The organism is Parasphaerochaeta coccoides DSM 17374 (assembly GCF_000208385.1).
Lineage (GTDB): Bacteria > Spirochaetota > Spirochaetia > Sphaerochaetales > Sphaerochaetaceae > Parasphaerochaeta > Parasphaerochaeta coccoides.
Map to the genome: position 1 here is coordinate 680,430 of NC_015436.1, position 23,042 is coordinate 703,471.

Consider the following 23,042-nt stretch of genomic DNA (forward strand, 5'->3'; position numbering starts at 1 on the left):
GTGACGGATCACTCCGTACAGGGATTGTCCATTTCAGGAGACATCATGATGAAAGAACAAGTCCTTAAAAATACTCCGATGATGCAGCAGTATCTTGATATCAAGGCCCGCCACGTAGATATGATCTTGTTCTTCAGGCTTGGCGATTTTTATGAAATGTTCATGGATGACGCCCGTGAGGTTTCCCGTCTTCTTAATCTGACCCTGACCCAGCGCGCGGGAGTCCCTATGTGCGGCATTCCGTACCACGCTGCACGGAATTATATCAAGCGACTGCTCGACGAAGGAAAGAAAATAGCTATCTGCGAGCAGGTGGAGATGACTTCGGATGTCAAGAGCTTGGCGCGACGGGAAGTCGTGCAGATTATTACGCCTGCGACAGTCGTGGACGATGACTATCTTGATGCTCTTTCGTCCAGTTATATAGTGTGCCTGGCATCTGTTCATGCTGGTAGCATGCCTGTCGCCGTAACCGATATTTCGTCAGGAGAGTTTCTCCTGGATGTTTTGGAAGAAGACCATCTTCCTCGGATACGCTCACTGATTGCCCAGTATCGTCCGAAGGAAATCCTGGTTGACGAAGATGAGTATTTCAGCCATTCCAATTTCGCTGCGCTTGTGGATGAAGGACAAGCCATGGTGACAAAGCTCCCTCATGGTTATTTTTCCGTCCATGATGGCTTCACCCTGCTGTGCGGTCACCTTGGACTGGCGAATCTCAAAGCATTCGGAATTCCTGGCGACCATCCATCACTTGCCGCGGGTGGTGCTGCCATGCGGTATCTCATGGATACAGCACGTTCATCCTTGACACAGATTACTGCATTCCGACTTGTTACTTCCGGCGGACTCATGCAGATGGATGAAGCGACCCGACGCAACCTTGAAATAGTCGTAAATAGTCAGGATGGAACTCAGAAGTTTTCTTTGTTCGATGCCGTCGATCATACGAGGACTGCCGGAGGAACCCGCCTGTTGAAATCATGGCTGTCCGCTCCAATCACCGACATGACGGAGCTGGACAGACGACATGGTTGGATTGCATCTTTTTGTGATGACGTGGAAGAATTGAAGCGAGTGAGGAATGAACTGGGTACTGTCCTGGACGCTGTCCGCTTGTCCTCTCGTGTGGCCATGAACAAAGCGGTTCCTCACGATCTTGTTTCCATCAAGCAGACAATCAGTACGTTCTTCCGGATTGTGTCCGAAAAACACGAATTATACCAGATGTTGCTCAGCTACCATGTCAGCGACGAAAACTTGGAATCTTTGCTAACCCTGATGATGACGATTGGACAGGCAATCAATGAGGATAGCAAGGGGCCGTTCGAGGAAGGGGCGGTCATCAAGGATGGATATGATGCCGTACTTGACGAGCTTCGCGGCTTTCGTGACCACGGAACTGATATCCTTGAGGAATATCTGGCAAAAGTGAAAGGAGAAACGGGAATAACGACGCTCCGGTTGTCCTACAACAAGATTATCGGACACTATTTGGAAGTTTCCAAAGGTCAGGTTGACAAAGTTCCCGCGAATTTTTACCGGAAACAGACTTTAGTCAATGCAGAGCGATATACGACTGACGAGCTGATTGCCTGCGAGACACGGATACTTCGTGCCGTAAGCGATGCAGAGAAGCGAGAGCGTCACGTTTATGAAGCGGTGATGGAAGATACGCGCCGTAACATGGAAAAAATCCTTGCCGTCGGTAAGTTTCTTAGTGAACTGGATGTCTATCAGAGCCATGCGACGCTTGCACGGGAACGTTCTTACATACGCCCGGAGTTTGTCATGACAGATGTCCTTCACATCACGGAAGGTCGGCATCCTGTCGTTGAGAAAACCTTGAGGGCTGGTACTTTTGTTTCCAATAACCTGGACATGGAAGAAAATTCCGGACGTTTCTGCCTTATCACCGGGCCAAACATGGCAGGGAAGTCCACGTACCTCAGGCAGAACGCGCTGATTGTTCTTCTTGCACAAAGCGGCAGTTTCGTTCCGGCGACTTCGGTCAGGATGGGACTTGTTGACAGACTGTACTGCCGTGTCGGGGCGTCAGACAACCTTGCCCGCGGAGAATCAACCTTTCTTGTCGAAATGCAGGAAGCCGCCCATATCATCCGGACGGCAACTCCGAATAGCTTAGTCATCATGGATGAGATTGGACGGGGGACTAGCACTCAGGATGGCATGTCCATCGCCTGCGCAATCATGCGGAGGCTTCAGGAAATGCGGACTAAGACATTGTTTGCCACCCATTATCATGAACTGACGATGTTGGATACTTCACAGATACAACTGTTGACGCTTGAGGTCGCGCAAAAGGCTCGGAAAATCATCTTCATGAGGAAGGTGATTCCTGGAGTGGCAAATTCTTCCTATGGGCTTCATGTTGCCGCTCTCGCGGGGCTTCCCGTTGATGTTGTCAGGAATGCCGCTGATTTCCAAAAGAAACATTTCGCCGATTACAACATGTCTGCTCCCGAACAGCTCGACCTGTTCATCATGGATGATAGGCAGCGCAGCGGATACAATGACACAGCCGTCTTAGGCGGTGCCGACGATGACGAGTCTCTTCCAATCAGGGAAATCATGGAGGAACTGGAAGATTTTTCCATTGACGACTCGACTCCACGTGAAGCCCTCGATTTTGTCGCAAGTTTGAAAGAAAGGCTCCGAAGACTGAAACAGGAGACATAGAAAGAATATATTCTTTCCTGATGACATATTTTTTTATCAAGCGTTGCATCCTTTGTGGATTACCATGTTCCGGTATGGATGGAGATACATATTCTGTTCCTGTATGTTCCTCATGTACGGCAGAGTTGGACGAATGGAAAAACTTGTATAGGAACCAGTGTCCAACGTGCGGAACCTTTCTTTTGTGGCAGAGGCAAGACTGTCCGCGATGTCATGAGTCGGAAGGGGAGTCCCCCTTAGAAACAATCCGATGCGTTGGTCCTTTCCGTGGCATTGGCAGGAGAATCGTTTTGGCTTATAAAAAATCAGGATATCGCCGACTCTGTGGCCTGTGCGCCGATTTGTTGGAGCCTTCGCTTGCTCAGTCTTCCCATGACTGTCTGATAGTCCCTGTCCCATCACAACAGAAGAATGTCAGGAAACGCGGGTTTGACCATATGGCGTGCATCTGTCGGGAACTTGCGGCGCGGACGAATTGTGGCTATGCTTCCTTGCTCATCCACTTGCAGGAAGAACAGAAAGGGCTTACTCGTCAACAGAGGCTTGACAGCCATGGATATGCTTTGAAGCATCTGCTTTTTTTCAGGAGGACTGCGATTTCCCGTATTCCATGGAAAACAATGCTCCTTGTGGACGATGTCAGGACGTCCGGTGGAACACTCCATCATTGCGCCGGTTTGCTTTCAAATGTTTTCCAAATGCCGATACACGGACTTGTCTTGTGCGATGAACCATGACGTGGGAAAAAAGTGGTGATGTGATGATGAGCTGTAAGAAAACGATTCCGCACTCCAGGTTGACATACTAGGCATAATGCACTACATTAAATGTAGCTAATGTTTCAAACGTTGGGGATCGCGCAAGCCGGTCCCTTTTTTATGGGATTTTGATCGATATGTTGAAGAATGAACTAGTGAGCAATGAAATTTACAAGGAACTCAATCCGCTTGTCCGCTCTTTAGGACTGGACATCGTTTCGGTGTCCCGCAATGTGCGGCAAGGAGCTTCTTCGGTGTTCCTTGTCATCAAGGCGTCCGGCAGGCCGACATCAGTCGATGACTGTGCCAAGGTTCATAGGCTTGTCGCATCTCGGCTGGAGATGCTGTGGCAGGACAGAGAACTGTCGCTGGAAGTCTCGACGCCAGGGTTGCAGCGAAATTTCTCGGATGTCCAAGAATTCTCACTTTTTACTGGAGACAGGGTCAGGATATTTGACAGTCAGGAAGAACAGTGGATATCCGGTATCATCGATGAAGTTTCCGACGCTGGAGTAATTTTGACGCAGGTAGTCGGGGAAACCGCCGAGCCACTGGCCGAGAGAATGAACATCCCGTATGATCGAATCAAAAAAGCTAAACTTGACTACATCTGGGAGGATGGGGCACATGTCAACTAATCTGAGCGAAGCAATAAAAAGTATGGTTGAGGAAAAGGGAATCTCGCAGGATCTCGTCATTTCGACCATTGAGGACTTTCTTCGTGCCGCATATAAGAGAAAATTCGGAACCGACGCAAACGCTGTCGTCCAGTTTTCCGACGACCTGAGCAACGTGACCCTGAATGCCCGCCGCATCATCGTCGAGGATGAGAATTACTATGATATGACTACTGAGATTTCCTTGGAAGAAGCGGAGGAACTTGTAGGTAAGTGTGAGATTGGAGACGAACTGCTCGTTCCCATCGACCTGAAGGAGTTCGACCGCATCAGCATCCAGAGTGCCAAACAACGGAGCCGCCAGAGCCTGCGAGACATCCAGAAGGATACGACTTTCAAGGAATATGAGAACAAAACGGGTCAGTTAATCATAGGTTATGTACAACGGCAGATTGGTGACGACTTCTACGTTGATATCGGCTCGACGGAAGGTATCCTTCCCCGTCGTAACCAGAGCAGCAGGGAAGTATACCGACAGGGTGACAAGGTCAAATTCTATGTGGAAAAGGTCGAGAAAACCGACCATGGAGTGCGTGTCGTCCTGTCCCGCACCAGCGCCGAACTCGTCAAACTCCTGTTTGAATTGGAAGTTCCTGAAATCTATGATCACAGCATAGAGATACATGATATTGTACGCGAAGCAGGCTACCGTACCAAGGTTGCCGTGTATTCGCATCGTGATGACATCGACCCTGTCGGTGCTTGCGTTGGGTTGAAAGGAATGCGCATTCAGACTATCATGAAGGAGATAGAAGGGGAGAAAATCGACATATTGAAGTATGATCCCAATCCTGAGGTCTTCATCCGCAACGCTCTTGCGCCTGCCGAGGTGAAAGATGTCATCCTATTGAAACAGAATGAACGTCGAGCTCTGGCTATCGTCGATGATACGCAGCTTTCCTTGGCCATAGGTAAGCAAGGGTTGAATGTCCGTCTTGCGAACCAACTCTCTGACTGGATAATCGAGGTGAAGACTGAAGCTCAATTCGCTGAGCTTGACATTGCATCCACCGCACGCTCCCGTGCCGAGGCGCTGTTCACCGACGCAGATGAAGTCGAGGATGTTTCCGATTACGAAATGACTGAGGATGTGCCGGCACTTCGTTTTGATGAAGGCGAGGTTGCTGATGAAGACTATGTGACCGAGGAAGAAGATGGAGACGAAGGTGACTTAAACCTTTCCGAACTTCCGATTGATGCCGAGTTGATTGCCAAGCTGAATTCCCATGGCATCTATACCGTCGGTCAGTATATCAATCTGGACGATGCCGAACTGACTTCCCTGGACGATGTTACTGTCGAGGAAAAACAGAAACTGGATGAAATCTTCAACGAATTCGTGTCCATCGAAGAAGAACATATCTACGAAGATGACGACAAATGACGATGAAATGAACATCGGATAGAATAAAAAAGAAAAGGATAGCATGAGCGAAGAGACAAACAAGCCAAAGGCAACATTGATCAAGCATAACAGGATCGCCCCGAAGGCTCCCGTGGCTCCCCAAAGGGAACCCTCCCCAAGCGTTTCAAAGGAAACGGTTGCGCCAGAGTCCGCCGAGGGCAGGAAGCGTTTGGTCATAAAGAAAAAAATCGTCGTCAACAAACCTGTGGCTCCGCAAGCACCCGTAGTACACGAGACATCGACGCCTTCATCCGTCGAAGCGCCTGTACAGGCAACTGGACAGGTGCCTGCACCACCGACGGAGGCTCTGCCTTTACCGGCCAGACAAGCTATGGTTGCTTCACGTGCGGGCGTTTCCGCTCCGCGTCCCGCTCAGAATGTCAGGCAGGCTACCGCACAGCCCCCCAAGACTTCCCGGACACCATCTCCGCGTCTTATAAATCCTCATCTCCATGACGGACCCGTTGTGTCTCGTCCTGCGACGAATCTTCCTCCTGTCCCCGGTCAGGGACAGACGGCTGCCGACCATGCCGCATGGCAGTCCCGCAGGAATGAAGCACAGGAAAGTTCAGCGACTCCTTCCGGCCGGCGTGCCGCTGGCACGGTAGGAGGCCGTTCAATGGATCCCCGCCCTGAGAGAACGTATGGTTCCCCATCCCGTTCTTTTGGTGACTCTGCTCCACGTCCTTCCGGTGGCTATCAGGGTGGTGGCGGCAGACCGTCCGGTGGATATGCCCCGCGTCCGTCTTCCGACGGCTATCAGGGTAGTGGAGGTAGACCGTCCGGTGGATACGCCCCACGTCCGTCTTCCGGCGGCTATCAAGGTAGCGGCGGCAGACCATCTGGTGGATACGCCCCGCGTCCGTCTTCCGGCGGTTATCAAGGTGGCGGCGGCAGACCATCTGGTGGATACGCTCCGCGTCCCAGTGGAGGCTATCAAGGTGGACGCCCCGGTGGGACAGGGCCACGTCCAAGCGGCGGATACCAGGGTGGCAAACCCGGTGGCTTTGGGCCGCGTCCAGGAGGAGGACGGCCTGAAGAAGCTGCGCCCATGGACTCCCATGGACAGAAAGGACCGGCTAAGAAGACCTTCGCAAAGAAGAAGGATGCGACATACAAGAAGCGCGACTCGGAACAGGAGATGAATTATAAGTTCCAGCAGAAGCGCAAGGCTCAGATCAAGACCAATGTAGTTCCTAAAGTCATTGATATGGCTGAAGTGATTACCGTCGGCGATCTTGCGAAGAAGATGAATCTCAAGGCCAGCGAACTCATCGCCAAGCTCTTTTCCATGGGCATGATGGTGACGATTAACCAGCAAATAGACAGCGACACCGCAAGTCTGCTGGCTGGTGAGTATGGCAGCGAGATACATATTGTTTCTTTGTATGACGAGACACTCATCCCGACAGAAGTGAGCACTCCGGAACATGTCCTCCCTCGTGCTCCGATTGTGACGGTGATGGGTCACGTTGACCATGGAAAGACAAAGTTGCTTGATGCAATCCGTTCGACCAATGTCGTTGCGGGTGAATTTGGAGGCATTACTCAACATATAGGCGCATACAAGATTGACCTTGAAGGAAAAAGAGACATTGTGTTCCTTGATACACCCGGACATGCGGCATTTACCATGATGCGTGCGCGTGGCGCACAAGTCACCGATATTGTCGTCCTGGTTGTTGCGGCCAATGACGGCGTCATGCCCCAGACTTTGGAAGCTATTGACCATGCAAAGGCTGCAAAGGTACCCATTATCGTCGCCATCAACAAGATTGATCTTGCTGACGCGCATCCTGACCGGGTCATGCAGCAACTTTCCGACCGTGGGCTAGTTCCTGAGGAATGGGGCGGGCAGACTTTATATTGCAAGATTTCCGCATTGAAAAAGGAAGGCATCGATGAACTTCTCGATGTCATCTTGCTCCAGGCGGATATGCTTGAGCTGACCGCGGATCCGACCGTAAGGGCGGAAGGAAAGGTCATTGAATCACGCATCGACCAAGGACGTGGCATCGTGGCCTCAGTCCTTGTTCAGAATGGTACTCTGCACCAAGGCGATCATTATGTAGCAGGTATTTACGCTGGTCGTGTGCGTGCCATGTTTGATGACAAAGGAATAAAGATACCTGAAGCCGGTCCTTCCACGCCAGTTGAAATCATAGGTCTGTCAGACATTCCCTCCGCAGGAGATCCCTTCCAAGTCACCGAGGATGAAAAGCAGGCTCGTCAGATTGGTGCGAAACGTCAGGAGCTTGAGCGTCTCGGACAGAGCCGCAATGTAAAGAAAGTCACTCTGGATAATCTCTACAGTGAGTTGCAGCGTGATGATGTGAAGGAGTTGAATGTTGTCATCAAGGGTGATGTCCAAGGCTCCGTCGAAGCATTGCAGAATGCTCTGGAAGATTTGTCGAACAACGAGATTCGCCTGAATATCATTCGGGCCTCCGCTGGCGCAATCATTGAAAGCGACGTGTCGCTGGCAAGTGCTTCCAATGCCCTTATCATCGGCTTCAATGTCAGACCTACGCCCCGCGCACAGGCTTTGGCTGACCAAGAGAAAATTGATATCCGCAAGTACAACGTCATCTATGATGCAGTGACGGACATCCATGCCGCCATGGAAGGCATGCTGACGCCTGACACTAAGGAAGTGGATATCGGTACGGTCGAGATACGTGATATCTTCAAAGTGCCGAAAGTCGGTATCATTGCCGGCTCTTATGTCACCGAAGGCAAGGTCAAGAGGAATTCCGTCGTGCGCGTTATCCGCGACAGTATCCAAATCAACAAGTCTTTGGTAAAGATTACGTCTCTGAGAAGATTCAAAAATGATGCTAGGGAAGTCACCGCTGGGTATGAATGCGGCATCGGTTTGGAGAATTTCCAAGACTTGAAGGTCGGGGATATCCTCGAAGTCGTCGAAACCGTGGAAGTCGCCAAAAAACTCGATACACTCAACACCTAGGAGAAGCATATGAGCGAGCACAGTCAGAAAAGGATAGAAAGCAGGGTACGAGAGGCGGTCGGTATGCTTATCGTTTCCGGGGAAATAAAAAATCCTCTTTTGAATACCTTGGTTTCCGTCACACGCGTTGTTGTTTCAAAGGACAATGCCTATGCGACTGTGTATCTGTCCGCCCCCATTGATGACCATGACCTGGAATGTTCCATCACTGCTTTGACAAAAGCCGCTGGTTTCATACAGAAAAGGGTTGGGGATTTCCTGGGTACCCGCAATACGCCACGTCTGACATTCAAGGCGGACGTAGCAGTGAGGGACGGAGATGAAATCAATGCGCTGCTAGACTCCCTGCGCCAGGAACGTGAGAAAGCGGGAAATGGAGAATAAGTCCTCCATACTCCTGTTGCGCAAACCCCCAGGGGTGACGTCGTTTGCTTCTCTTTTTCCTATAAAACATCTTGTCTCCCCGCATGTTGGTCATGCGGGGACTCTTGATAAGTTCGCTGACGGTCTGATGATAGTCCTGACAGGCAAACTGACGCGGCTTAATCCCGTTTTCAGTGGTCTTGACAAGAAATATCGTGCTGTTTTCCATTTTGGCAGGGAAACCGATACTCTCGATCCAGAAGGGGATGTTGTCGCTGAAGCTCCTGTACCGGATGAAGCTATCATACGTGAAGCGATCAACAGTGGTTTTCTTGGTACGGTCATGCAACGACCACCTGCCTTTTCCGCTATACATGTCGGAGGAGAAAGGGCGCACAGGCTTGTCCGCAGCGGTCGTCCTGTTGATATACCGGAACGTCCTGTCACCATTCATTCCTTCAATGTCGTCTCTTGGGAACCGCCATTTCTCACCGCAGATATCCACGTAAGCAAAGGAACATACATCCGATCCATCGCCCGGGATCTGGGTCATGCCTGCGCAAGCCACTGTTTCGTCCAGCACCTTACCAGAACGGCAATCGGCCCTTATACTCTTGAGGAAGCTGTCACGGCAGATGATTACGCAGGCATCTGGAATCTTGTCGGGGAAGCGGATAGACTGCTTTTACGCCTGTCTTCATGTGGCGTTCTCAGACTGGAAGATGAAGATATGTGGAATCTGACGGCTGCTGGCACAATGCCGCTCGCAACCCTACATGGAAAAAATTACGCCATAGCCTATGACCGGAAAGGCATCGCGCAAGCTGTCCTTGCCATTGATTCACAGGGTAGGTGTACGAAAGCTTTGGCCAGATTCGCCGGATGAGCCTGGTAAACTCAGACGTACAGGAGGGAAGGAGATGAGGGGAGGAGACATCCCAGGACGGAAGGAGCAGGGCATGCAGATGCATGACTTCATGTCTCTTGTTGCTAATCCCATCCTGTGGCAGGTTCCCATGGTTATCGCAATTGGTGTTTTTGACGGCATCCATCTGGGACATCAGTTGATTCTCAAGGAATGTGTTTCCTTAGCTCATGAACATACAGCCGATTCGTGGCAGAGCATGGTAATAACCTTCAATCGAAACCCTAAGATGACCCACGGAAGCAAGAATAACCAGCTTCCGTTGATTACGGCACGACTGGAACATGAAATGTTTGTTTCATTTGATCTTGACCACCATGTCATCATTGACTTTTCTGATGAAATCAGTAAACTCTCTGGTGAGGAGTTCCTTGGCCTGGTCTGCGGATTTTGTTCTGTCAGGGCTGTGGTCGTTGGAGAGGATTTCCGCTGCGGTGCCCCGGACAAATCTGCCGGACCTGTTCAGCTGCAGGAATATCTTCAAAGGATGTCTCCCGGAGGACAGGTGATTGTGCCTCCGTTCTATAGGACGGAAGATGGTCTGGTCGCCAGCAGCTCCAGGATTCGTGCTTTGCTGCTCGATGGAAATATCCCGGGAATCAAGCCTTTGCTTGGCAGGGACTATTCCGTGGATCTTGCGCCATACCCTTTCACTACCCAGGCCGGATGCTTGCGGTATCGTGTCAGTTCTATTGCGCAGCTTTTGCCTCCGGCAGGCATGTATGAGACGGTATTCCGTTGTCTTGACGGAACTGCTCGTCCGGCTCATGTATCGATTGACGCTGAATTTATCGATATCAGGCTTCCGGAACAATCAGGCGAAATGGCTCACGGAAAAGCAACCGCGTCATTTATGGCGGATTCACTGGGGTTCGTGAGGAGTTTCACATAATGATTTCGAAGGAACAGAAAGTAGAACTGGTTGAGAAATTCGGTGGCGATACCGCCAACACAGGAAGCACCGAAGTTCAGGTTGCCTTGCTGACGGCCAGGATCAATGACCTGCAAGAGCATTTCAAGGCAAACCCAAAGGATTATGCCGGACGTCGTGGACTGCTCAAGATGGTCGGACAACGTCGCCGTCTCCTGCGCTACCTGAGCGATAATGATATTGAAAAATACCGCGCTCTGATTCGAGAGCTTGGTTTGAGAAAGTAATTTTGTACGAATATTCATGTGTTGACAATGGATGTGGAAAAGAAGCTCCTTGCTCCCATGCCACGGGAGTGGAGCTCTTTTTATATTCATCAGGCACAGGGATGAGAAAGAACAAAAAAGAACGAAGAAGGAAAAAGAATGTTTGATGTAAAAAAAGTTTCTGTGAAGATTGGTGATGGAGAATTGGTATTCGAGACCGGAAAAATCGCCAAGCAGGCAAATGGCTCGATTTACGCCTCATATGAGGGAAGTGCCATCATTGCCACAGTGTGTTGTGGGGCCGCGCCATCTGAACCACTGGACTACGTCCCGCTTTCCGTTGAATACAATGAAAAGTATTATGCGGCAGGTAAGATACCTGGCGGCTTCTTGAAAAGAGAAGCGCGTCCCAAGGACAAGGAAATCCTGGTGAGCCGCCTCATCGACCGTCCGATGCGCCCCCTGTTTGACAAGGCTTTCGGTCGTGAGATACAGATTGTCCCTACCGTCGTGTCAAGTGACCAGGCCAACCAGCCTGATATCATTGCCATCAATGCGGCGTCCGCTGCCGTCATGATCAGTGACATTCCATTCGCAGGACCTATCGGGGCTGTCCGCATTGCCTTGGTAGATGGTGACTATATCATTAATCCGACTTTCCAGCAGACCGCCCAAGCCCAGCTTGATATCGTTGTCTCCGGCACCCGTGATGGCATTACCATGGTCGAAGGTGGAGCCAAGGAAGTTTCCGAGGAAGTCATGCTGAAAGCCATTGCGGCGGCACAGCCAGTCATTACCGCCCTGTGCGATGCTCAGATTGAACTTCAGAAGATTGTGGGAAAAGAAAAGCTCCCCATCATCCAAATCAATCGTGACCTGTCATGGTTAGGGCCGATTCGTGCCGCGGCATATCCTCTTGTCGCGGAGAAAAGCTTTGTGAAAGGCAAGTCCAACAGATATGACGCCCTTGATGCGGTGAAATCTGACATTAAGGCACAGTTCGCGGAAGTAATCGGTGAGGATTCCAAGCGTTCAGGTGAAGTTGATTCCCTGTTCGAGGATTTGGAATATGAGATACTCCGCAAGAGCATCCTTGACAATGGCGTTCGTACCGATGGACGCAAGGTAGACGATATTCGTCCTATCACCTGTGAGGTGGGACTGCTTCCCATGACCCACGGCAGTGCTTTGTTCACCAGAGGCGAGACACAAAGTCTTGCGGTCACTACGCTGGGTACGGCAAGCGATGAACAGATGTTCGATACCATTGACGGAGAAAAATCTTTCAGCTCTTTCATGCTCCATTATAATTTCCCGCCGTATTCGGTCGGTGAGACTGGCCGTCTTTCTACCGGACGACGCGAGATTGGTCATGGACATCTTGCCCAGCGTGCTTTGCAGGCCATCGTACCTCCAAAGGAAAAATTCCCCTATACGGTTCGTGTCGTCAGTGAAATCATGGAATCCAACGGTTCTTCTTCCATGGCGTCCGTATGCGGTGGCTGTCTTTCCCTGATGGACGCTGGCGTCCCAATCAAGAAACCAGTCGCTGGCATTGCCATGGGACTCATCACGGAAGGCGAGGACTATGCTCGCTATGTAGTTCTTTCCGACATCCTTGGAGAAGAAGATCATCTGGGTGACATGGATTTCAAAGTCGCGGGTACTGAGGATGGCATCACAGCTTTCCAGATGGACATCAAGATTGCGGGAGTTACTCCTGAAATCATGAGCAAGGCCCTTGACCAAGCAAAACGTGGACGTCTGCATATCCTGGATGTCATGGGCAAGACGCTCAAGACACCGCGTGCCGAAGTTTCCGAATATGCGCCTAAGATTCTGACCATAAAAGTTGATGAGGACAAGATTGGCGCCATCATCGGAACCGGTGGTAAGACGATTAAGTCAATCGCATTGCAGTCCGGCGCTGAAATCAACATTGATGACGATGGTACCGTGACAATCTATGGACGCAACAGCAAGAGCGCGCAGACAGCGAAGGAACTGGTGCAGTCAATTGTCGAGGAACCGGAAGTCGGACGCATTTATCAAGGTACGGTAAAGCGTATCATGGATTTCGGAGCTTTCATCGAGATATTGCCCGGCAAGGAAGGTCTCTGCCACATTTCCAAGCTGGCAAAGACACGGGTGAATAACGTCGGCGATGTCCTTTCCTTGGGTCAGAGCGTCCCTGTCAAACTTATCGAGGTCGATAGGATGGGGCGTCTCAATTTGAGTTATATCGATGCCATCGAAGACAAGGATGCGAAGAAATAATGACTGACGGACCTGTCGTGAAGATTATTCTTGAGGAAGGGGCTTCTGCCCCTTCCTACGAGACCGCTTACGCCGCGGGGGCGGATGTGCGTGCATGGTTGCCAGATAGTGACCTGCTCATTCCTCCCGGAGCTACGGCATTGGTTCCGACAGGTCTGCGTATTGCTTTGCCGCAGGGTTACGAAGCACAGATACGGCCACGGTCGGGTCTGGCGGCAAAATTTGGCGTCACCGTCCTTAATGCTCCCGGAACAATCGATGCCGATTATCGAGGGGAGATACGCATACTTTTGATTAATCATGGTGACAAAACTTTCACCATAGCGTCAGGTGACCGAATCGCCCAGATGGTGATAGCATCCCATGTGACGGCCGATTTCCGCCCGGCTCTCAGCCTTGATGGAACTGAAAGAGGTGCTGGAGGATTCGGATCTACAGGAAGGTAGGAGTTTTCGGATGGAAGCCAAAGCACAGTACACATTGCTGAGGAAATACATTGTCAAGGAATTCCTTGCGTCTTTTGCCGTCGCTTTCACATTTTTCTTCTTCATCTTCTTTGTCAACCAGATACTTCTTCTCATCCAGCGGGTCATGGTGAAGAACGTTTCGGTCGCTGACATGCTGACTCTTGTCGTACTCTCCATTCCCCAGTTTCTTATCTATACTTTCCCATTCAGCTCCTTGAGTGCCGCGAGCATGGTGATAGGGGAGTTCTCCGCCCATAATGAGATAATTGCAATGCGTTCAAGTGGCATTCCCTACCGGAGGATATTTTCTCCAGTGCTGGTGATAGGAATTGTTCTTTCCTTGCTGACTTTCATCGTTGCCGACATGTTGCTTCCTTTCAGTTCAGTGAGATATCAGAAGGAATACAGGGAAATCATGCAGAAGATTCCAACATTGGATGTCGCCAGCTACTCATCCGTGACAGTCGGAGATAAAATCATCACAGCTGGGCGCGTCGAAGATAATATCATACATGACATCATCTTGTTCGACGCAAAAGAAACTGCCGAACCGCGAACCATATCCGCCCGACAAGGAACGATATTCCCAGGCATTTCCCAGAACTTGACCTACCGACTGGAATTGGAGAATCCTGTGGTTCTCGAAGTTTCCAGCACTGATCCTTCGTCATGGTCGCTAAGTTCCGCGAGAACCGCGAGACTTTCCGTTGACTTCATCGACCAGAGCGGAGCTCTTGCCACGCTTACCCCCGCGCAGATGTCATCCCGTGACCTGATTTCGGCAATAGAAGTCAGGAAACAAAAAATCAATGAACAGAAACAGGAAAATCTCCGGCTTCAGAACTCCCTTGCCGATGAACTCGCTTCAGTCAAGGCTAAAGCCGAAGACACGGATAATGGAACTGAGAAGGAAAGACTGAAAACTAATGCCAGACAGCTTGAACAGAAAATCACTTCTCTTAAAAATTATAAAATTGAAGACTTCTATTACACCTATTACCGAGCGGAACTGCACAAGAAACTTGCACTGTCCGCGGCGTGTTTTTGTCTGATACTCACAGCCTTGCCTATCTCGTTCATCAAGGTCAGGCACGGCAGGCTCATCGGTTTCGGACTTTCATTGCTTATTGCCTGTGTATATTGGTTTATTCTGTTTTTCATGCAACTGAAGATATTCGACGTTTCATTCTCTCCCGGATGGCTTATGTGGTTTCCGGATGTCCTGGTCCTTGCCATCGGTCTTGCCTTTCTCTCCCGGCAGGTTCGCACATGAAGATTCTTGATCGTTATATAATGCGTAGTTTCCTCACCGTATTTCTTTCCGCCCTTGGAATATGTACGCTCCTGCTCGTCGCTGTGGATCTGTTTACCAACCTGGATTCCTATGCAAAGAATGAGGTACCTTTCTTTGCCATACTGAGACTCACTGTCCTTTATATTCCCGATGCTGTTTCGTTGGTCATCAGCCCTGCGGTAATTTTTTCCGCTACATTGACCTTGGCCTTGATCCATTCTTCCAACGAACTGATTCCTATTTTCTGTGCAGGGATTCCCTATATCCGAGTAATCATACCAATGATGGCGGTGGGAATATGCGTCAGCATGACAACCTTGGCTGCTACTGAATATATTGTGATACCTTCACGCGTCAACAGGGTTGAAGTACAGACAGAGTATACTGGGTCGCAGACAAGCAAGGACAACAGGAACATTACTTTTGTCGATGCCAGCGGTCGGTTCGTCCTGCATGCAAAACGATATGACGCTACACGGCAGAGAATCATGAACATGGTTCTCATTGAACGAGACGGGCCAGGAGGCCGGATGACCGGCAGAACCTCCGCCGGCATGGCGCAGTGGGATGAGACTGAACGGAGATGGATTCTTTCCGATGTTTCAATCCAGAACTTCACTGAGGGCGATACCGTTCTTTCCTTCCATGAAGATACGTTAATGTCTGACATCCTGGATATTGAACCTGGTCTTTTTTCGTATCTGGGAACAGATATAAAAAACATGGACAGAAAGACGGCTCTCTGGTATCTGGACAATATGAAAGGGCTTGATCCTTATCAATGGGCAACGGCGGCAACGGATTATTATGAGAGAGCTTACAGCTTCTTGACTCCCTTTATCCTGATGATCATTGCCTGTTCCATGAATTATCAATACAAGAAGAATGTCCTGCTTTTCAGCATTCTCACGAGTATCGGCATAGCCATCGTGTTCTATGTCACACAATTAGTGACTTTGCTTCTTGCAAAGCAGTATGTCATATCACCACTGACAGGCGTATTCCTGCCTCTCGGTCTTATGATTGCTCTTTCATCTGCTTTTTTTCTCCGCGTCAATCGTGTATGATGCCTTCAGGGAAGGTACTATGTCACATCCAATCCATACTGTCACTCATATTGATGCAGGGTCCCATGCTCGTTGCGGACTTCTTTCTCTCCCTCACGGAACCATCGAGACTCCTGCATTCATGCCGGTCGGTACTAACGGGACGGTGAAGGGAATCTATCATGAGAAAGTAGAACAGATGGGGTATCGTTTGATTCTCGGCAATACGTATCATCTGTACTTGCGTCCAGGCTGCGATGTCCTGGAGAGCTTCGGCGGCTTACATGCGTTTTCTTCATGGAAACATAACATCCTTACCGATAGCGGTGGTTTCCAGGTGTTTTCCCTGTCAAAACTCAGGAAGATCAAAGATGCCGGCGTTACGTTCCAGAGTCATATTGATGGAAGCCGACATGCATTTACTCCGGAGAAAGTCGTTGATATCCAGACGATTATCGGCAGCGACATTGCAATGGTGTTGGATGTCTGCACACCCCCTGACATTGACTATCGGGCAGCACAGGAAGCGTGGAGGGTCACGAAGCTGTGGGCAGAACGGTCCTTGATCCGACGTGATGAGAATGGCGAAAAGTTTCGCGGATGTCTGTTTGGTATCGTCCAAGGGAATTTTTTCAAGGAACTCCGTAAAGAAAGCGCTGAAACAATCAGCGCGATGGATTTTCCCGGCATTGCCATCGGAGGACTTTCCGTAGGTGAGACACCCGACCGGTTTTCTGACTTTCTTGCTTATACCACTGAAATGGTGACTCCTGAAAAACCCCGCTACGTAATGGGCATCGGTAGTCCCGACTATATTCTTGATGCTGTTGCCAATGGTATAGATCTTTTCGATTGTGTCCTTGCCACCCGTACAGCCCGACATGGTCTTCTTTTTTCAGATGATGGTCCTGTGAACATCACCAAGGCCATCCATGAGTTCAGTAGCGAACCAGTCGAGCCAACGTGTGGATGTACTGCCTGCACACAATATTCCCGTGGATACATACGCCATTTATTCAAGGCGGGGGAGATGCTCGGTCCCATGCTGGCAACTGAACATAACCTTATGTATCTCCATACGTTGATGGAACGCATCAAGAATGCCATCAAAAATAATTCTTTTTCCGTGTTCCGAAAGGAATACCTTGCCCGTTATTACGGGGAAAAGAAAAATGTCTGACACTGAAGGAAGTGCAGGGGAGAGAAGGAACTCCCTCGTCGTCATGTGCGCCACCTTGTTGAGCCGTCTGCTTGGCATTGTGAAGGCACGTGTAATCAGTTCTGTTTTTGGTGCCAGTGGAACGGCAGATGTCATCAACTTCACTTTCAACATCCCCAATAATTTCCGCAAGCTCTTTGCCGAAGGGGCGGTATCAGCTGCTTTTATTCCTGTGATAAGTGATGGCATACAGGCGGATCCTGACCAGCTGGAACGACCTCGGAGATTATTCGGGACACTTATTGCTGCGCAGATTATCATTTTTGTTCCGCTGAGCGTGCTGACTGCATTATGGGCGCCAGAGATTATTTCCTTCATTTCGGACTTCCACGAGCCTGCACAGCGGGAACTATCCGCACAGCTTCTCGTTTGGTTTGTCCTGTTCTTGGCGACGATTAGCATAGCCAACATTTTTGCTGTTGTCCTACAGAGCCACGCTCGTTTCGTGGCGCAGGCTTTTGCGCCCCTTTTGATGAGTCTTTGCGTAATTTTCTCCATCCTGTTCCTTTCTTCCCGGCTCGGAGCCTTTTCCATGGCATTCGGTGTTGTGGCAGGAGGGTTCTTACAAGCTTTTGCAACATACATACCCGTTAGAAAGCTCGGATACAGACTATGGCCGAACCTTCAGTTTAGAACTCCTGACTTCTCCCGGCTCATTCGTGCATGGAGTTCCGTGGCCTTCATTTCAATCATCCTTGTGCTTGCTCAGCAGGTTTCTTACTGGTTTGCTTCCGCTCTGGAGCAAGGGAGCGTCACTGCCTTGTCCAACGCAATCATCTTCTGGCAGACTCCTTATGGCATCTTTTTCACTGCTATCGCGACTGTCCTTTTCCCCCAGTTGAGTGTTGCTTTTTCCAGCAAAGACGAATCGTCATGGAATAGTGCGGTGTGCAGAGGTTTGGAAAACTTATGCATGTTCATGATTCCTAGTGCCCTGATTCTTTTTTTTCTCCGTCACGAGGTCATCTCTGCTGTCTTGCAGACAGGGTTGTTCACCGCAGAAAATACTCGTATGACTGCAAAGGTTCTGACATGGTATCTGGCAGGAATGACCTTTTCAGCCTGTTATGCCTTCCTCCAACGGTGTTGTTATTCTCGCAAAGATTACCGTCTGCCTCTTATTGTATCTTTGGGAGTCACATGCATGGATATCTTTCTGACGTATCTGTTCATCCGGAGTGGTTTGGGTATCCAGTCGCTTTCCCTTGCCGCCGCTATTTCCCAGTTTCTGGGTTTTTTGTTCCTATATGGTATTGTCTTGATACCACGACATGGTTTCTCCCATGCGAAACTGGTCAAGAAGTCCGCTCGCATCCTGATTGCCAATGTCCCTCTGCTCATCTGTGGTCTTCTCTATGTCGCCGGAAATTTCACGTGGTGGGAGAGGGGTTCATCCATGAGCAATTTTTTCGCTGTCGCTGTTCTTGGATGTGCTGGATTAGGATGTTCCTTCGTGTTCTACAGGATAGCTCGGATAGATTTTGTGGCGGCAATAAAGAAAAACCAGGAAAAGTAAGCGCACTCTTGTATCCAGAAATAAAACAATCCACCAACTGAGTCAGCGGATTGTTATTGGAAAATCATGTATGGGATTGAAACCTTGTTTTAGAATTCGTGCCGTTCAATCTTCAAGACCGTGAAATCATATTTCTTGTCGTTGATTTCAAAACTGAAGTTCTGTCCGACAGTCTTGTTCATCAGTTGGGTTCCCAGCGGAGCCTGAAAACTCAAGATGTTTTTTGATGGTTCAGACTCCCAAGGACCCATCAAAGTATAAACGACATCCTTGTCCTCAATGTTGTCATGCAAGCTAATCCGTGTGCCGAAACCAGTCTTTGAAGTGTCTACCGCTCCAGGCTGGATTACTTGGGCACGGTCAATCTCCTCCAGGAGCTTCTTTATCTGGGCATTGAGGAGAGTCTGTTTCTCCTTGCCGTACTTGTACTCCGAATTTTCCCGTAGGTCGCCAAGCTCCCTGGCCTCACCGATTTCCTTGGCTACTTCGGGAATATCGATATTCATGATCTTGTCCAGTTCCGCACGCTTCGCATCCAAGGATGCCTGGGTACATAAGAGTCCAGTCGGAATCAGATTGGCTGTGTCGGCCCGTGAATCCGCATCACCCCATGCATAATCAGAGAAGGTTTCACCAATCACATGCTTGAATTCGATTTTCTTTCCCATCATTTCCATGCTGTTGATGTCTTGGAGAAGACTGTAAACGCGGCGAGCGGTATCTGCATCATGCTTTTTGATGAAATCCATCAAAGTCCCGTCCTCGAACAGGAGTCCATGCAACTGCTTGTTATATTTCCTGTTTTCCGTGACATCCTTCTTATTTTCAATGCAAAGATACGTATAATCCAGAAGCTGAAGCTCCGCAATCAAGAGCTTTTCGTGGGAAATTCCTGCAAGTTCCCACTGCGCTGGAGCATACGTCCGGGCAAGATAGAGAAACTGCTCCGGGAATTCCTTGTACGCATCCACGCTGTCCCTGAGTATCTTGTAAACCAGCTCCTTATGGTTGTTGATTTTCATTTTGTCAAGGATGAAGGTCGTCAGATAATAGGGGAACAGAGAGACAAGAACCTGAGGCCAGTCCTCGACATTGCGCATCACTTGCGTGATGAAAGACTTGTTCAGCTCGCTGTCCTTAATCTCCTTGAAAAGCGATACGATGTTGTCCGCGCCAAGGTACAATTCCTCGAAGGTATAATCTTTGGAGGGACGGATGAAAGACAGGTGATACCTTCCGTTCCGCAATTCGTCAAGGAGAAGGAATGAAGACATCTTCTTGTCATCCGTTTCGTCCGTGTTGGCCAGGATGTCATTGAAATAAGAAATCATTTCCATGAAAGAATCACTTTCAACTTCTCCCTTACTCTCAATGAACTCACGGACAAGACGAACCTTGTCATAAAAATTACGCTCGCTCTTGAAAATGTTGTACTGTTTTTCCTCGAAGCTTATCGGCGTATTTCTGAGCGTGAAGGTATCGGAGTCAGTCGCGCTGATTCCGAACAGAGGATTGTTCATCAGCTCCTTGCGGGCAAGAGGCATCCATTTCGACCATTCCGCAGCAGTAAGGATGGAAGGAACCAGTTCCTCCTTCATTTCCTTGAAGGACGCCTGTCCGGCATGGGATGAGAGGAGGGTGTTCAAGCTCCAGACGATATCTGTCTTGAAACGTGCCGCCAGCTTTTCCGTGGGAATGACACTTTTCAAGACCCACAGATGGGTCTTGGGCAGCACAAGCAGAGATGAAAAAGCCATGGATATCGACATTTCGTGATTTCGCTTATGTGAGAAGTCAATGATAACCCTATCGTTATCGATGCTCCTGATGCGACCGATATTCCACGTCTTGTGGAAAACGAAAGTACCGGTATCGAAAGATATGTTCTTCTCAAAATCTTCAATTGCTGTATGTACATCCCTGTAGTTTTGGAGGATGCCGCTTGTTTCCATGCAGGCGGCAAGACGCCCATGTTCGGTGTACTTCGTCTTGTAAGCATCGACCAGTAAAGTACGGGCCCAATGAGCCAGAGGTTCAAGCTCCAGTATCCTTTTTAGGACAATGATACGCTTGTCCACATCTCCCGAAACCTTCTCGTTGAGGTCCTTAAGCAGGAAAATTGTGCGATCCAAGGTATCAAAATGACTTCTTACCCGTTCAGTGAGACCAAGCAGATAGCCGAAATCATCGCCCATGATAGTCAGGAATTTCGTCCACAGTTCCTTGACCGCCGGGAAATTCTCGGCGTTGATATACCTATTGATTGCACGCTTGTAGTAGAAGCACGCAGCCTCAAGGTCGTTCTTAGCTTCATGATGGCGGGCAATTTTCTCGACTATTTCAATTTCATCATAGTCAACCTTGACTAATCTTTCCCAGACAGAAAATTTTTCATCTTCGCGGTTGGTCGCTTCATAGCATGTAGCCAAGGCGCGCAGGGCATAGCGGTTCTCACCGGAAGCCTTGAGGATTTTCTCACACAGGAATTCGACGATATTCCACTTCTTGCTTTCCTGGAACATCTCTGCAAGTTGAAGGATAATCGTATCGTCAAGAGGATTCTGTTCTATGGAAATAGTTCCCGCGATATACATGGCGATGACGCTGTTCTTGTTTTTGGCAAGATATTCCTTGCAGGCATCTTTGACTTCTGTCAATTCTTCAGGTTCATATGACGACAATACATCGTCCAATTCATGAAAATTGGAAATGGTATAGTTGGCGAGAGTCGTTCTCGTCCATTTTTCGGCTGTGAGCATGGCCATGATTTTATGTTCCGCCATAACGCCCTCCTGTACATCCACGATGCGTATACTCCAAATCACATGAAAAAGGCGTATTCGCCAATGCAAAAGAAAACCGCGCAGATTGACTCTCTTTGTCGTGAATCAGTCAGTTCTGCTCGGAATTAACTTTGCTGATTGAAGTATGCTTTCCTAAAACTTACTTGCTCATCATATCACATTTCATTGGCTTTAGCAATGTGAAAGAAGATTGGAGAAACCAGATGGCGGAATGATGGCGGAATGGTCAAAGAGCTGGTTGATACCCCCGGAATGCCCTGGAATACCACTTTATGATTTGCATGAGAACAATCAATCTGATACTATGTAATGCATGACAAAGAATGAAGACCTGATTATCGCGCCATCCATCTTGGGAGCAGATTTCTCACATCTGGAAGAAGATTTGGTGTCTATTGCCGATTCAGGCGCCCAATGGGTGCATCTCGATGTCATGGACGGGCATTTTGTGCCGAATATTTCATTTGGTTGGGATCTTATCCGGACTTTACGTCCATTCAGCCCCCTTACATTTGACACACATCTTATGGTTTCACAACCGGAACGATTCATCGAGCAGTTCGCCTCGGCCGGTTCGAACGCCATAACCGTTCACCATGAAGCGACGGTTCATCTGTACCGTGTCCTTCAGCAGATACGTTCCTTGGGATGCAAAAGTGGCGTTTCCGTTGTTCCGTCCACTCCCGTCAGTGCCATAGAACATGTGCTTGAGATCAGCGACATCGTTCTGGTCATGTCAGTGAATCCAGGATTCGGTGGACAGCAGATGATTCCTTCCATGTTGCAAAAAATCGCCCGGCTCGCCGAATTGCGCGAGACGGAAGGGTATGATTTCCTCATCAGTGTTGATGGCGGCATCAATGCGAAGACTGCGGGAGACGCCGTCGATAGTGGTGCTGATGTCCTGGTCACCGGAAGCAGTTTCTTTTCCGCTCCTGATAAGATTTCTTATGTAGCTGACCTTCTGTCGCTGGGACGGGCACGGTGAAATGTGTCATCCAGAGGGTGAAGGATGCACGAGTGGTGGTCGATGGAGAGACCATCGGCACCATTGGCATGGGATTGCTTGTCTATGTCGGCTTTGATGTCCATGACGATGGGACAGATATTCCGCGCATGGCAGGCAAGCTGACTCGGCTCAGGATTTTTGAAGATATCGAAGGGAAAATGAACTTATCCGTGAAGGATGTCGGTGGAGCTATCCTCGTAGTCAGTCAGTTCACCCTTGTCGCTGATTTGAGCAAAGGAAATCGTCCTTCGTGGGATTTTGCTGCGTCCCCCGATATCGCCCGCGATTTCTATGAACGGTTTCTCGTGGCCTGTAGAGGCGAAGGAGTCATTGTACAGGAAGGACGTTTCGGCGCACATATGCGTGTCATCTATGAAAATGACGGTCCTGCGACCTTTCTGATGGAGTCTGCCCGGTCGACTGGACGACCAACGGCGAAAATCACATGAAACGGCGGTGATGCCGGAATGTATTATT

The 23,042-nt window shown here is 49.4% G+C and carries 18 protein-coding genes; 17 read left to right on the forward strand and 1 reads right to left on the reverse strand.

Translation table 11 applies throughout. The annotated features are described in order from the left end of the window. Positions 1 to 45: 45 nt before the first annotated feature. From mutS to murJ, 15 genes are all read left to right on the forward strand, one after another. Positions 46 to 2,700 (forward strand): DNA mismatch repair protein MutS, encoded by a 2,655-nt coding sequence (gene mutS, locus SPICO_RS02985; protein ID WP_013739214.1) that lies wholly within the window; start codon positions 46 to 48, stop codon positions 2,698 to 2,700. Positions 2,701 to 2,990: 290 nt separating this feature from the next. Next, entirely contained in the window at positions 2,991 to 3,437 is a 447-nt protein-coding gene (locus tag SPICO_RS10075; RefSeq protein ID WP_083810405.1) for a ComF family protein, read from the forward strand. Positions 3,438 to 3,595: 158 nt separating this feature from the next. Next, positions 3,596 to 4,096 carry a ribosome assembly cofactor RimP gene (locus tag SPICO_RS03000; protein WP_013739216.1) on the forward strand — a complete coding sequence of 167 codons (501 nt, stop codon included), beginning with the start codon at positions 3,596 to 3,598 and terminating at the stop codon, positions 4,094 to 4,096. Continuing rightward, positions 4,086 to 5,519, forward strand: a complete 1,434-nt coding sequence (gene nusA / locus SPICO_RS03005; RefSeq protein WP_013739217.1) for a transcription termination factor NusA — start codon at positions 4,086 to 4,088, stop codon at positions 5,517 to 5,519. The genes SPICO_RS03000 and nusA overlap by 11 nt, the downstream gene beginning before the upstream one ends. A gap of 43 nt (positions 5,520 to 5,562) precedes the next feature. After that, positions 5,563 to 8,508, forward strand: coding sequence for a translation initiation factor IF-2 (gene infB / locus SPICO_RS03010; protein WP_013739218.1), 2,946 nt, complete (start codon positions 5,563 to 5,565; stop codon positions 8,506 to 8,508). Between the two features lie 9 nt (positions 8,509 to 8,517). Further along, positions 8,518 to 8,892, forward strand: coding sequence for a 30S ribosome-binding factor RbfA (gene rbfA / locus SPICO_RS03015; protein WP_013739219.1), 375 nt, complete (start codon positions 8,518 to 8,520; stop codon positions 8,890 to 8,892). Further along, positions 8,882 to 9,757: a tRNA pseudouridine(55) synthase TruB gene (gene truB, locus SPICO_RS03020; protein ID WP_013739220.1), complete on the forward strand. Its 876-nt coding sequence runs from the start codon at positions 8,882 to 8,884 to the stop codon at positions 9,755 to 9,757. The genes rbfA and truB overlap by 11 nt, the downstream gene beginning before the upstream one ends. A 34-nt stretch (positions 9,758 to 9,791) precedes the next feature. After that, positions 9,792 to 10,688 carry an FAD synthetase gene (locus SPICO_RS03025; RefSeq protein ID WP_013739221.1) on the forward strand — a complete coding sequence of 299 codons (897 nt, stop codon included), beginning with the start codon at positions 9,792 to 9,794 and terminating at the stop codon, positions 10,686 to 10,688. Beyond that, positions 10,688 to 10,954, forward strand: a complete 267-nt coding sequence (gene rpsO / locus SPICO_RS03030; RefSeq protein WP_013739222.1) for a 30S ribosomal protein S15 — start codon at positions 10,688 to 10,690, stop codon at positions 10,952 to 10,954. Before SPICO_RS03025 ends, rpsO begins: the two co-directional genes overlap by 1 nt. A 138-nt stretch (positions 10,955 to 11,092) precedes the next feature. Beyond that, on the forward strand, positions 11,093 to 13,210 hold the full coding sequence (pnp, locus tag SPICO_RS03035; protein WP_013739223.1) for a polyribonucleotide nucleotidyltransferase: 2,118 nt from the start codon (positions 11,093 to 11,095) through the stop codon (positions 13,208 to 13,210). Further along, positions 13,210 to 13,656, forward strand: coding sequence for a dUTP diphosphatase (gene dut / locus SPICO_RS03040; protein WP_013739224.1), 447 nt, complete (start codon positions 13,210 to 13,212; stop codon positions 13,654 to 13,656). The genes pnp and dut overlap by 1 nt, the downstream gene beginning before the upstream one ends. A 10-nt stretch (positions 13,657 to 13,666) precedes the next feature. Beyond that, positions 13,667 to 14,950 (forward strand): LptF/LptG family permease, encoded by a 1,284-nt coding sequence (locus SPICO_RS03045; RefSeq protein WP_013739225.1) that lies wholly within the window; start codon positions 13,667 to 13,669, stop codon positions 14,948 to 14,950. After that, positions 14,947 to 16,038: an LptF/LptG family permease gene (locus SPICO_RS03050; RefSeq protein ID WP_013739226.1), complete on the forward strand. Its 1,092-nt coding sequence runs from the start codon at positions 14,947 to 14,949 to the stop codon at positions 16,036 to 16,038. The genes SPICO_RS03045 and SPICO_RS03050 overlap by 4 nt, the downstream gene beginning before the upstream one ends. A gap of 31 nt (positions 16,039 to 16,069) precedes the next feature. Next, positions 16,070 to 17,197, forward strand: a complete 1,128-nt coding sequence (tgt, locus tag SPICO_RS03055; RefSeq protein ID WP_041395509.1) for a tRNA guanosine(34) transglycosylase Tgt — start codon at positions 16,070 to 16,072, stop codon at positions 17,195 to 17,197. After that, complete coding sequence (gene murJ / locus SPICO_RS03060; protein WP_013739228.1) at positions 17,190 to 18,752, forward strand: murein biosynthesis integral membrane protein MurJ; 1,563 nt, start codon at positions 17,190 to 17,192, stop codon at positions 18,750 to 18,752. The genes tgt and murJ overlap by 8 nt, the downstream gene beginning before the upstream one ends. A gap of 89 nt (positions 18,753 to 18,841) precedes the next feature. Here murJ and greA read toward each other — a convergent pair whose 3' ends face one another. Next, positions 18,842 to 21,535, reverse strand: coding sequence for a transcription elongation factor GreA (gene greA, locus SPICO_RS03065; protein WP_013739229.1), 2,694 nt, complete (start codon positions 21,533 to 21,535; stop codon positions 18,842 to 18,844). Positions 21,536 to 21,869: 334 nt separating this feature from the next. Between greA and rpe the strand changes: the two genes are divergently transcribed. Further along, complete coding sequence (gene rpe, locus SPICO_RS03070) at positions 21,870 to 22,544, forward strand: ribulose-phosphate 3-epimerase (RefSeq protein WP_013739230.1); 675 nt, start codon at positions 21,870 to 21,872, stop codon at positions 22,542 to 22,544. Beyond that, positions 22,541 to 23,014 carry a D-aminoacyl-tRNA deacylase gene (gene dtd / locus SPICO_RS03075; RefSeq protein ID WP_013739231.1) on the forward strand — a complete coding sequence of 158 codons (474 nt, stop codon included), beginning with the start codon at positions 22,541 to 22,543 and terminating at the stop codon, positions 23,012 to 23,014. Before rpe ends, dtd begins: the two co-directional genes overlap by 4 nt. Positions 23,015 to 23,042: the final 28 nt, after the last annotated feature.